At 69.9% G+C, this 11,304-nt stretch carries 12 protein-coding genes; 9 read left to right on the forward strand and 3 right to left on the reverse strand.

From position 1 onward, the window contains the following. Positions 1 to 9: 9 nt before the first annotated feature. The 4 genes from L2X99_RS13300 to L2X99_RS13315 all read left to right on the forward strand — a co-directional run bounded on the left by L2X99_RS13300 (position 10) and on the right by L2X99_RS13315 (position 3,572). Positions 10 to 381: a hypothetical protein gene (locus L2X99_RS13300; protein ID WP_236126314.1), complete on the forward strand. Its 372-nt coding sequence runs from the start codon at positions 10 to 12 to the stop codon at positions 379 to 381. 195 nt (positions 382 to 576) lie between these two features. After that, complete coding sequence (locus L2X99_RS13305) at positions 577 to 1,278, forward strand: DUF2786 domain-containing protein (RefSeq protein WP_236126313.1); 702 nt, start codon at positions 577 to 579, stop codon at positions 1,276 to 1,278. A 166-nt stretch (positions 1,279 to 1,444) separates the two neighbouring features. Then, positions 1,445 to 1,831, forward strand: a complete 387-nt coding sequence (locus L2X99_RS13310; RefSeq protein WP_236126312.1) for a hypothetical protein — start codon at positions 1,445 to 1,447, stop codon at positions 1,829 to 1,831. 772 nt (positions 1,832 to 2,603) lie between these two features. Next, on the forward strand, positions 2,604 to 3,572 hold the full coding sequence (locus tag L2X99_RS13315) for a hypothetical protein (protein WP_236135234.1): 969 nt from the start codon (positions 2,604 to 2,606) through the stop codon (positions 3,570 to 3,572). 137 nt (positions 3,573 to 3,709) lie between these two features. Here L2X99_RS13315 and L2X99_RS13320 read toward each other — a convergent pair whose 3' ends face one another. Together L2X99_RS13320 and L2X99_RS13325 are read right to left on the reverse strand one after the other, a co-directional pair. Further along, a complete protein-coding gene (locus L2X99_RS13320; protein ID WP_236135235.1) occupies positions 3,710 to 4,054 on the reverse strand; it encodes a prealbumin-like fold domain-containing protein in 345 nt (114 codons plus the stop codon). Then, entirely contained in the window at positions 3,958 to 5,466 is a 1,509-nt protein-coding gene (locus L2X99_RS13325; protein ID WP_236135236.1) for an Ig-like domain-containing protein, read from the reverse strand. Before L2X99_RS13325 ends, L2X99_RS13320 begins: the two co-directional genes overlap by 97 nt. A gap of 229 nt (positions 5,467 to 5,695) precedes the next feature. Here L2X99_RS13325 and L2X99_RS13330 point away from each other — a divergent pair, with 229 nt between their 5' ends. The 4 genes from L2X99_RS13330 to L2X99_RS13345 all read left to right on the forward strand — a co-directional run bounded on the left by L2X99_RS13330 (position 5,696) and on the right by L2X99_RS13345 (position 8,756). Next, positions 5,696 to 7,219, forward strand: a complete 1,524-nt coding sequence (locus L2X99_RS13330; RefSeq protein WP_236126309.1) for an ATP-dependent DNA ligase — start codon at positions 5,696 to 5,698, stop codon at positions 7,217 to 7,219. Positions 7,220 to 7,257: 38 nt separating this feature from the next. Then, positions 7,258 to 7,521, forward strand: a complete 264-nt coding sequence (locus L2X99_RS13335; protein ID WP_236135237.1) for a type II toxin-antitoxin system Phd/YefM family antitoxin — start codon at positions 7,258 to 7,260, stop codon at positions 7,519 to 7,521. After that, positions 7,518 to 7,892 (forward strand): type II toxin-antitoxin system VapC family toxin, encoded by a 375-nt coding sequence (locus L2X99_RS13340; RefSeq protein ID WP_236126307.1) that lies wholly within the window; start codon positions 7,518 to 7,520, stop codon positions 7,890 to 7,892. Before L2X99_RS13335 ends, L2X99_RS13340 begins: the two co-directional genes overlap by 4 nt. Positions 7,893 to 8,015: 123 nt before the next feature. Next, positions 8,016 to 8,756 carry a class I SAM-dependent methyltransferase gene (locus L2X99_RS13345; RefSeq protein WP_236126306.1) on the forward strand — a complete coding sequence of 247 codons (741 nt, stop codon included), beginning with the start codon at positions 8,016 to 8,018 and terminating at the stop codon, positions 8,754 to 8,756. 95 nt (positions 8,757 to 8,851) lie between these two features. Here L2X99_RS13345 and L2X99_RS13350 read toward each other — a convergent pair whose 3' ends face one another. Continuing rightward, positions 8,852 to 9,586, reverse strand: coding sequence for a formylglycine-generating enzyme family protein (locus L2X99_RS13350; RefSeq protein WP_236126305.1), 735 nt, complete (start codon positions 9,584 to 9,586; stop codon positions 8,852 to 8,854). A gap of 237 nt (positions 9,587 to 9,823) precedes the next feature. On the opposite strand from L2X99_RS13350, the gene L2X99_RS13355 reads away from it, so the two are divergent. Continuing rightward, positions 9,824 to 11,206 (forward strand): plasmid pRiA4b ORF-3 family protein, encoded by a 1,383-nt coding sequence (locus L2X99_RS13355; protein ID WP_236126304.1) that lies wholly within the window; start codon positions 9,824 to 9,826, stop codon positions 11,204 to 11,206. Positions 11,207 to 11,304: the final 98 nt, after the last annotated feature.

Raw genomic sequence — 11,304 nt, forward strand, 5'->3', positions numbered from 1 at the left:
GGAGACAGCGTGGCATCGTCCCGGGTGTCGAGGGAAGCTGAAGCCGTTTCGTCACTTCGACTCGCTTCGCTCGCTCAGCACGGCGCCCGCTCGTTCCTCACTCGCTCAACGACCGGAGGTCCTTCATCTATCTTCCTCGCCGCCACGCTGGTCCCCGCCGCGACGCGCAGCCTGTCCAACGGCCTGCGCATCTTCGGCAACGTGCTCGTCACCCTCGGCGCCGTCGGCGGCGCAGCCGCCGTGATGCTCATGGGCATCCAGACGCTACGCTCCCCCGGCAACGACTTCGGCTGGGGAGGGCCCGTGCTGCTGTTCGGCATGCTCGCCGTGCTGCCGCTGCTGAGCAGCGCGGCCCGGTCCATCGTCAGCCCGCGGCGCTGACGGTCACGCCGCACCGGCATCTTCGTCCGCTCAACGGCTGCTGCCTTCGCCCTGCGGGTCCGTGGGACCCACATCCTTTCAACAACCTCCGCCTCGGCGAAGTTCTCCACCGGTCCCGGCATCCGATCGTGGAATGCCCGCAGAATGTAGGCGACTCCTCCGAAGATTCGAAGCACCACGAATCGAGGAGGCACTGTGAGCGACACGAAGCTCGACCTGATCACCAAGCTGTTGGCCAAGGCCGAGAGCACCACGCCGGAAGAGGCCGAGGCGCTCACCGAGCACGCCGAGCGCCTCATGCTGAAGTACGGCATCGAGCAGGCACGCATCGACGAGAAACGGGCGCGGCTGGGCCAGACATCCGAAGAGATCGTGCAGGAGCGGATGCTGTTCAGCGGCGCCTACGTCCGCGACATCCGCGAACTCGGTGCCGGCGTCGCGCTGGCGCTCGGGTCGCTGCATCCGCTCTACGGCAACGGGGAATCTGCGCTGTATTTCGTCGGGTTCGCGTCGGACGTGCGGCAGGCGCAGATCCTGACCGCGAGTCTCGAGGTGCAGGCGATGGTCGCGATGCGCTCGTGGTGGACCATCGAACGGCACCGGTACCACTGGGGCTCCGAGGCGGACAGGCGGCGAGCGCGCAGCGGGTTCATCCGTGGCTTCGGCGTCGGCGCGGCCGAGCGCATCCGCGAGAGCCGGCGCATGCTGCTGGCCGAGGCCGGCACCGGGATGGATCTCGTACTGGCGTCGCGCAAGGAGCGCGTGGACACCTTCGTCGACGGGATGCGCCTGCGCAAGGCGCGCACCCGGCGGGGAGCGGATGCCGGTGGCTTCACCCGCGGGCACGCGGCCGGCCGCGAGGCGAACACGGGCGGGACGGCGATCGAGCATGAGTGAGAGCGGGCTCACGGCACCCAACGAAACAGTCTCAGTGGGCTAGACTATGGGAAGTCACACCACGTGGGAAGGACCGAACGGAACGACCTTCACGCTGCCGGACGCCACAGCACGATCAGCCCAGGCGTGTACCGAAAACTGCTCAAGGCCATCGAGAAGGACGAGAATGACGCGCTTTGAAGCAAGTGTGACCCGCGAGGGCAAGTGGTGGATGGTCAGCATCCCCTCCATCGACGGACTGACACAGGCCCGTCGGCTCGGCAAGGCCACCGAGATGGCACGGGAGTACATCGCCGCATCGCAGGACCTTCCCCTCGACGAGATCGCCGTTGACCTCACGTTCGCCCCCATCGGTGGCGTCGGGGACATCACCGCACGCGTCGCCCGAATCGCCGCAGAGCGGAGGCGGATGGCGGAGCTCGAGCGGGACGTCGTCACGGAGTCTGGCGTTCTTGCGGAGCAGCTCGCTGCCGCCGACGTCCCACTCCGCGACATCGGAGCAATCCTCGGCGTCTCGCACCAGCGCGCACACCAACTGACCACGACCAACTGACCCCGAAGCATCCGCGGACACCTCGGAGCGACTCCGGGACCGCGCGGACCGCCCGTCCTGAACTCGTGCCCATGCTGTACGCCGACGTCACGACCCCGAGCGAGGCTGAGGCTCTCGCGACCCGCATCCTCGCGATACGGCCGCGCCCGCTGGTGCTGGTCTCGGCGACTCCGGAGGGCGAGTTCGCGTTCGACGACGAGCGGCTGCGGCACGAGCTCGGCGACGTCGCCGACGTGGTCACCATCGCGACCGGCAAGGCCACGCACGCCCTCGAACAGCTGCTGCCGCCCAAGACCCACGCGTTCGGAGGCGCCGCGCGCTCCTACCCGGTCGACTTCGGCAAGGACCCGGACTGGTCCCGCTCGCGACTGCGGTTCCCCGGCAAGGCCGACACCGACGACCTCATCGCCGACGCGATGGCGCAGTCCGTGCAGCAGGTGCGGCGCACCGTCGAATCGGCGGCCCCCGCCGCCGTGCGCCGGGTGACGGGAGTGGTGAAGGGCTTCATCGCCGACGACACCCGCGCCCTGGTCGAACTCGCCGACGGCACCACCGTCACCGCGACCGGCGACCTGCTGCCCGACACCCTGCCGCTGGCCTTCGCGCTCGTGCCCGGATCACCCGTGACCGGCATCCTCCAGGGCAGGAGCTGCACCCGGAGCCCTTCCCCGCCGACCTCAGCACCCTGGCCGACGGTGCGAACACTCTCTCGCTGGTCGTCAAAGTCACCGAGCTGCGCGCCACCGTGCACCTGCATCCCGACCACGCGTTCGTGCTGCGGCGACGTGACGTCAGCACCGACGAGAGCCCGGTCAGCGACGTGCTCGCCGTGGGCGACGTCATCCGCGTGCGCGTCGGACACGGCCCGGCCGGCGAGGTGCTGCTCAGCCATGCCGCGCGCGACGACGACGCGCCGCTCACGCCCGCCTTCCCTCTCGTCACCGGCGGGTCGCCCTGGCTGAGCGAGGATCGCAAGGTCGCGCGATCGGACGCTGCAGAGCCGAACGCCCCGACGCCGGCATCCGCTCCTCTCCCTCCCGACGACTACGCGACCCGAAACGACGTGCGGATGCTGGCGCAGGCGATCTCCGCCCTGCGCGGCGACCTGCTCGCGGTGACCAGCCTCGTCGGACGCGGCGGCGATGCGGCATCCGGCTCTCCCTCGTCGGCAGAGCTCGAGCAGTTGCGCGCGGAGAACGCGCGCCTGCGCAGCGAACTCGCCGAGGAGCGCGCGGAGCGCGCGCGGGCAGAGGCGCGACTCAGCGAGAGCTCGCAGGACCAGCGCGACAACGCGCGGGCGCTGCGCGACGCGCGCCGTGCCGCGGAGCGCGCGCACGTCGACCCGACCGAGGACGGCATCCGGTTCGAGATCGAACGCACCTGGGGAAACCGCACCGCCCCCGGGGAGCGCAAGCGGTGGCCGCTGCGGGAGTTCCGGTTCGGGCCGGACTTCATCGGCTCGCTGTCGAAGCTCGACGAGAACCAGCTGGCCAAGGCGGTGCGTGCCTGCGTCGACGCGATCACCGGCCGCGACCGCGAGATCCCCGCCCGCGACCTGCACCGCCTGCGCACCGGCGAAGGCGGAGACGATGCCTACGTCGTGCGAGCCGACGGCGCGAAGTGCTGGCGCTCCGCGATCGAGCAGGGCACTCCTGGTGCCCGCCGGCTGCATTACTGGGAGCTGTCCGGAGACGTCGTCGAGCTCAGCCGCATCGTGCTGCACGACGACACGAAGCCGTGACGCACTCCGGTCGTTGAGAGCGCTTCGACTCGCTCCGCTCGCTCAACGACCCACCCCCGGTCGTTGAGCGAAGCGACGAAGGAGCGAAGACGAAACGCCCCAGCCGACCGGAGAGCGTTTCGACTCGCTCCGCTCGCTCAACGACCGGAGGCCGTGGCGCCCGTGGCCCGCCGTCGGACAGCGGCACCGGCCGTGACCACCGCGCCGCTCACGAGTAGAGCGGCGGCGATCAGTGCCAGGCCGCCTCCGTCGCCGCCGCCGGTGAGAGCGAGCGATGCTGGCGGCGCCGCAGTCGGTGCCGGCGATGCCGGCGGCACGACCGACGCCGGGGTCTTCTCATTGACGATCTGCCCGAAGCTCGCGGCCGTGTGCTCCGCGTCGATCGTCACCGTGAACGTCTTGTCCGTGCGCTCGTACCCCGCCGGCGCCTTGGTCTCGGTGAGCGTGTAGGTGCCCGCAGGTAGCCCGCCGACGCCGAGCACGCCGTCTGCGTCAGCCTCATCGCCCTGGCCGCCGTCGACCACCGCGATGTCCCCGTCCGGCCCCAGACGAGCCACTCCGAACCCGCGAGCGCGGCACCGTCGCGATCGACCTTCTGCCAGGACAGGCTGCCGACGACGGGCGTCGTGTTCGCCTGGTTCGTGAGGGTGAACTGCACACCGGCCGTCGTCGACGGGGTGACCTCGTAGCGGCCGTCACCGGTCGCTGTGACACCCTCCCCGGTGATGCTCCAGTCGCCCCAGGTCACGCCGTCGATCGTCGGGAGGTCGATCTCCTCGACGATGAACGTCGAGCCGAGAGGTGCGCGGTCGCTGCGCACGGCCTGCCCGACCGGAACCGACAGCGTCTTCGCCGGAGCATCCGATCCCTTGATGGAATAGCGCACCGTGAAGGTCGCACCGCGCGCAGCATCCGCCTGCTCGCCGGACAGCGCCTTCGTGATCTCGAACCTCGTGAACCGCGCGCCGGTTCCGCTGCCACCGCCGGCTTCCGTCACGACGACCCGCGCCGACGTGTCGGAGGAGTTGACGGTCGCGCTGTTGCCGAACACGTCACCGGCCTGCACGATTCCGTCCGCCTGCGTGAAGTACTGCAGGCGGTAGGACATCCCGGAGGACGGCAGACCCGACGCCGTGAACTCGAAAGAGAGGTCATCGGGGGCGAACGTCATCTGATAGCGGGACGTGTCGACTTCGGTCCAGTTGCCGACGAGCACGCCGTCCTGGACAGGCCGCTGCAGCAGCCGGGCCTCACCGGTGTAGTGGTGGTACTCGAGGTCGCGATCGAGAGAGTCGCGCACCACGAAACCGCCGTCGCGGACCGCGCTGCTCGGAATTCCGACCACCCAGCTCAGCAGCCCATCGGTCGCCGTCGGCCCGCCGTACTTGTACGGCTGCCCGGCCTCGGTCAGGTCCTCGGGAGTGATCCCGCCACCGCCGGGAAGAGTCACGATCTCGACCGTGCTGCCCAGGTCGAACTCCACCGTGCCGCTCGTGTTCGACTGCGAGGCCGTCACCTCGACCCAGAACGAACCACCGGGATTCTCCATGTCCTCGACGGCCGCTGTCAGCGTGCAGACGAGCTCAGGACCGTTGCCGCCGGCGATCTGGCACTGCGCGAGCACCACGCCGCTGTCAGGATCGGCGATATCGAACGATCCGCCGCCGCTGCGGCTGAACTCGTCGGGCAGCGTCATCCCGAAGGTGTCTCCGGCCTGGGAGCCGGTGGGCACGGACCAGTCGCCCGTGATGCGGACCTTCTCCCATTGCGCCACCGGCCCGCTGCCGTTGGTCTTCTCGATCGCAAGGTTCGAGATCGCGTCGGCATGGGTCACCGTCGGCGCTGCCGCGGCAATCTGCGCGGTGCCGAGCAGCGCTGCAGCGACGAGAGTCACCCCCGTCAGCGCTGATGTGAGGCCGCGCCACCAGCGCCCGCCCCGTGGTCGTGTCGACTTCTGCGCACGCCGAACGTGCTGTCCCCGAGCCATCAATGCATCTCCCCAGAATTCGTGCGCTCGGCACACGCCGAGCTCTTCCCCAGTACTTGAGAGACGGCGTGACACGCCGATCATTACGCGACTCCGCGAAACGAGGGATGTCCGACCCCGGTGCGAGACTGATGGGATGAAGCTCGAAGAGCTCACCGACACCGCCGACGAGGTCGCGGCGACGTCGTCGCGGCTCGCGAAGATCGACGCACTCGCCCGGCTGCTCTCGCGCGCAGACCCGGCCGAACTTCCGGTGCTCGTGGGCCTGCTGCTCGCCTCACCGCGGCAGGGCCGGCTGGGCGTCGGATGGCGCGGACTCTCGGCCCTGCAGGTCGACCATGCGGATGCCGCGACTCTGAGCATCATCGACGTCGACGACGCCCTCGACGCGCTCGCGCACGCCTCCGGCACCGGATCGGCCGCCCAGCGCACCGGGCTGCTCGAAGACCTCGCCTCGCGTTCGACGCCCGACGAATGGGACTTCCTCGCCCGCGCCATGCTCGGCGAACTGCGCACCGGCGCGCTCGGCGGCGTGCTGCTCGACGCGATCGCCCGCGCCGCCGATCGACCGGTGGCATCGGTCCGCCGCGCAGCCATGCTGTCGGGCGACCTCGGCGAGACGGCCGTGATCGCCCTCACCGGCACGGAAGCCGACCTCGACGCAGTCGGGCTGCAGGTCGGCCGGCCCGTGCTGCCCATGCTCGCCGCCACCGCCGCCACCCCGACCGCCGCGCTCGAGATCACCGGCCGCGCCTCGGTCGAGTACAAGCTCGACGGCGCCCGCATCCAGGTGCACCGGCACGGCGACGAGGTCGGCGTCTACACGCGCAGCCTCGCCGACATCACGCACCGCGTGCCCGAGATCGTCGACATCGTGCGCGCTCTGCCCGCGCACGACCTGATCCTCGACGGCGAGACCCTCTCGCTCGACGAGGACGGCGGGCCGCGGCCGTTCCAGCAGACCATGTCGCGCTTCGGTGCAGATGTCTCACGTGAACTCGTGCTGCGGCCCTGGTTCTTCGACCTGCTGCACGTCGACGGCCGCGATCTCATCGACGAACCGCTCTCCACCCGGCTTGAAGAACTCGAGCGTGTCGCCGGCGACTGGCGGATGCCCGGCACCGTCACCGACGACGCGGATGCTGCGGAGCAGCTCTCCCGCGAGGCCCTCACCGCCGGTCACGAAGGCGTGCTGGTCAAGGCCATCGACGCGCCCTACGCCGCCGGACGGCGGGGAAAGTCGTGGGTCAAGGTCAAGCCCGTGCTCACCTACGACCTCGTGGTGCTCGCTGCGGAGTGGGGTTCGGGGCGCCGGCGCGGCTGGCTGTCGAATCTGCACCTCGGCGCGCTCGACCCCGTGGGTGAGTTCGGAGAGCCCGGCGGCTTCGTGATGGTCGGCAAGACCTTCAAGGGACTCACCGACGAGCTGCTGAAATGGCAGACCGAGACGTTCCCCGAGTACGAAACCGAGCGCACGCCGTACGCCGTGCACCTGCGGCCGGCGCTGGTCGTCGAGATCGCGATCGACGGCGTGCAGAACTCGCCCCGCTACCCCGGCGGCATCGCCCTGCGCTTCGCCCGGGTGAAGGGCTACCGACCCGACAAGACCCCGGCCGAGGCCGACACCATCCAGACGCTGCGGGGGCTGCTGCGCGGGTGACCTACTGAGAACTACTAGAACAGTGGCAGAATCGAGGCATGGCCACCGTGACGAAGACAGAGCTCAACCAGCAGACCGCGCGCGTGCTGGCGCGGGTGGCTGCCGGTGAGCGACTGACTGTCACCGATCGCGGCCGCCCGATCGCGCAGCTCACTCCGCCGGAAGAGGATGTCTGGAGCGACCTCATCGCCGCCGGGCGCGTGACCCTGCCCACGAGGTCCGGGGCTCTGCAGCATCCACCGGCGAAGAGCGGGAAGACGAGTGCCGAGATCCTCGACGACCTGCGGGCCGACCGCCTGTGATCTACCTCGACACCTCGGCCGCTGCCAAGGCCCTGCTCGACGAGGACGGAAGCGCGGACGTCCGCGCGCTGATCGCCTCCGGAGCCGAATTCGTCTCCTCGCGGTTGCTGGCCGTCGAACTCCACGCCGTCGCCGACCGACGGCTGCTCGACGCAGCCGCCGTCCAGGAGCTGCTCGACAGGGTCGCCCTCGTCTCGCTCGACGACGAGACTGCGGCCACGGCGATCACCATGCACTCCCGCCTGCGCACCCTCGATGCCCTGCATCTGGCGACCGCTGTCCGCATTCGCGGAGTGGTCGACAGCATCCTCACCTTCGATGCGGAGATGCGGGCAGCCGCCGTGGCCGCAGGGATCCCTTCCCGCGACTGACGCGGCATCCCGTCGGAGATCTGCATCATTCCGGAGACTTCTGCCCGGTCGGCATCCGAGATGCTGCAGATCTCCGAGATCGTGCAACTCAGCGCTGGTGCACCGGCCGACTACGCTGGCGCGATGACCGATCCGATGCATTTCGACGGCATCGCCGGCGGATACGGCGCGGCGCGTCCGCCGTATCCCGCGGCGCTGTGGTGGACCGTCGAGGAGACGGGGCTGGTCACGCCAGGGCGCGTCGCCCTCGACCTCGGTGCCGGCAGTGGCGAGGCGACCGGCGAACTCCTCGCACGCGGCATGGACGTCATCGCCGTCGAGCCCGGGGAGCACCTGGCGGCGATCCTCGCGCAGCGCCTTCCCCGAGCCACGACGATCCGCGCCCGCGCCGAAGACCTCGACCTCGCCCCGGCATCCGTCGACCTCGCCGTCGCGGCGACCTCGATCCACTGGATGGACCTCGGCCTCGTGCTGCCGATCGTCCACCGCACCCTGGCTCCCGCAGGGCGCCTGCTGATCTGGCGCAACGTGTTCGGTGACGCCGACGCCGAGATCACTCCGTTCCGACGCGAGGTGCAGCGCATCGTCGACCGCCGCAGCACCGTCCGAGCCGGCGACCCGGAGAGCGCCGATCTCGCTGCGGAGCGGGTCGCCGCATCCGGCCTGTTCACGATCGCCGGCATCCACCGCTACCGCTGGAGCATCGATCTGACCACCGATCAGGTGCGGGCGCTCTTCACCACCTTCAGCGACTGGTCACTGGCCGAGGTCGAGGCCGCCTCCGCCGCGGTCGCCGCCCTCGGCGGCACCGTGACCGAGTACTACACGTCGTGGCTGATCGACGCGCGGCCGATCCCGCTCTGATCTCGACATCCCGTCGGAGATCTGCAGAATCGCGGATACCTCGGCCCCCGGCATCCGGAACTCTGCGGAAGTCCGAGATCGTGCCTCCGCCTCGCTCAGCCGGAGTCCGCCGCGAGGCGAAAGCCGACGCCGATCGCCCGCAGGTCCTCCTCGTACGCGCCATGCCGACGCGCACAGCGCGCGAGGTCGCGATCGTGGCGGAAGGCACCACCGCGGGTGATGTGCGGGTCGAATGCCCAGCTCTCGAGAGCAGAGACCTCCGCGGGCGCGCCCGGGTACGGGGCGTAGAGCGTCGAGGTCCACTCGTCGACGTTGCCGGCCATGTCGAGCACGCCGAACGGACTCGCGCCCGCGGGAAACGAGCCGACCGGCGTGGTCGTGCCGACGCCGAGGTCCCAGAGGTTCGCGAGGCCGGTGCGGTACTGGTCGCCCCACGGGAACTCGCGGACGTCGTCGCCACGCGCCGCGCGCTCCCATTCCGTCTCGGTCGGCAGGCGCACCTCGTACCCGACGCGCTCGGTCATCCAGGAGCAGAACGCCTGTGCATCCGCCCAGGTGATCCCGAAGACCGGATGGTCGTCCGGCTCCGCTGGCACGGCACGGTCCGTCTCGGCGGAGAACGCCCGCCACTGCGCGACAGTGACCGGCGTGCGGGCGATACGGAACGCGGCGACCGGAACGGATGCCCGCGGCGCCTCCTTCAGGAACCAGGCAGCGGAAACCCCCGTGTCGGCGTACCGCGTCACGACGGTGTCGAGCTGATCGACGGGCGTGCCGCGCTGCAGCACCCCCGCCGGGATGTGCACCCAGTCGATCGGCGGCACGGTCATAGGTCCTCCACACTCTGCTGGTCCTCGAGGTCCTCCACAACCTCGAGGTTCTCGCAGGCATTCCCCCATGGATGTCCGCGAGTCGCACGAGAGTAGCGACATGACGATCCATAAGGCATACCCTGCAAATGAGGGCATTGATGTTCGCATGGACGCACCTCTCGCCACGAGGAACGCGAAGGACTTCGACGGCACCGGGGCGCGGGTCGTGAACCCGTGGCTCCTGGAGGAGGAACGATGACCCGGTTCCGCCTGCGTGCGTCGCTCGTGGGCAGCGACCCCGAGATCCGGCGCGAGTTCGACGCCGACGGATCGCTGCACCTCGCCGACCTGCACGACGCCCTTCAAGTGATGTTCGGCTGGCGTGATTCGCACCTGCATCAGTTCACCGACGCCGATCCGTACACGCACGGCGCCGCGGGCCGGCGATGGGAGTCACCTTTCGCGCCGGATGCCGGGGACGACACGCTCTCGGAGTACGAGTTCCGCATGCAAGACGTGCTCGGAACGACGGACACCCTCTGGTACGAGTACGACTTCGGCGACGGCTGGGCGGTCCGCATCGACGTCCTCGACCGGTTCGACGGCGACCCGCTGTTCGCGCCCGTCGTGCTGCAGGACGGCGCCCGCCGTGGTCCGTTCGAGGACTCCGGCGGCCTTCACGGCTACGCCGAGAAGCTCACGATCGCCGCCGATCCGCAGCATCCGGAGCACGACGAGATCGTCGCATGGATCCGCGCGACCGTCGGCCCGTGGGCCACGCCGACCCCTGACGCCTTCGACCTGATCGGTCTCCAGTCCGAGTTGAACCTGCGCTTCAAGCCGGAGGAGTCGGGTTACGACCCGGACGAGATGTCGGGGATCGTCAAGGCCGACGCGCACCGCCGGGCCGGCGACGTGGGTGCGGCTTCACCCCTCACCGTGTTCGCCGGGCAGCTGCCACCGCCGATCCGCTCTGAGCTGCGCCGGCACCTGCACGCCGCCGGCATCCTGGATCCGGTCGAGATCTCACCGGACGACGCAGCCCGCATCATCCGCCCGTTCGGCTGGCTGATGGAGGCCGTCGGCACAGACGGGCTGAAGCTGACCGCGGCTGGATGGATGCCTGGGGCGACCGTGCTCGAAGGCATGACGCGGCTCGGCTGGATGCAGGAGTGGTCGACGATCGGCAAGGGCAACCGTGAAGACGTCACGCCCCCGATCTCCGTGCTGCGCGAGACCGCCGAGCGCATGGGTCTGGTGCGTGTCGTGAAAGGCCGACTCGTGCTCAGCGCTGCTGCGAAGAAGGCGCTCGGTGATCCGGTGCTGCAGCTGCGCCTCGTCGTCGGCGGGCTGTATCGCAGACTCAGTGAGGCCGAGACGGATGCCGCGGTGCTGCAGCTGCTCGCGATCGCGGACGGCACCCCGCGGGCGCAGCGCTGGGAGGCTGTGGCGTACGGCATGGAGATGTGCGGTTGGGCGTCGTCGACGGGATACGCATTCACCGAGCAGGACATCCCGCACGCGACGTTCCAGGCCGATCAGGTGCTGATGTACATCGGGGACGAGTACTGGAAGCGGCGCTCCGAGCGCGGCGTGAGCGCGGACGTGAGAATGTTCGCGCGGGAGGCGCTGCGGTAGGGCTGAACGCGTCTCGTCTCGCTTCGCTCGCGAGGCGGCCGGGGTATCAACGTGATACGCGAATAGGCGCTTATCGGCCCCGGTAGACTGGAGCCGCC

Origin of the sequence: Microbacterium sp. KUDC0406, from assembly GCF_021582875.1 — a bacterium.
Lineage (GTDB): Bacteria > Actinomycetota > Actinomycetes > Actinomycetales > Microbacteriaceae > Microbacterium.

What these genes read in the sequence shown, in the direction of transcription:
- L2X99_RS13345 (WP_236126306.1), top strand. Translation starts at nt 8,016, where the DNA reads ATGACCGATCCGATGCATTTCGACGGCATCGCCGGCGGATACGGCGCG.
- L2X99_RS13310 (WP_236126312.1), top strand. Translation starts at nt 1,445, where the DNA reads ATGACGCGCTTTGAAGCAAGTGTGACCCGCGAGGGCAAGTGGTGGATG.
- L2X99_RS13355 (WP_236126304.1), top strand. Translation starts at nt 9,824, where the DNA reads ATGACCCGGTTCCGCCTGCGTGCGTCGCTCGTGGGCAGCGACCCCGAG.
- L2X99_RS13330 (WP_236126309.1), top strand. Translation starts at nt 5,696, where the DNA reads ATGAAGCTCGAAGAGCTCACCGACACCGCCGACGAGGTCGCGGCGACG.
- L2X99_RS13335 (WP_236135237.1), top strand. Translation starts at nt 7,258, where the DNA reads ATGGCCACCGTGACGAAGACAGAGCTCAACCAGCAGACCGCGCGCGTG.
- L2X99_RS13350 (WP_236126305.1), bottom strand. Translation starts at nt 9,586, where the DNA reads ATGACCGTGCCGCCGATCGACTGGGTGCACATCCCGGCGGGGGTGCTG.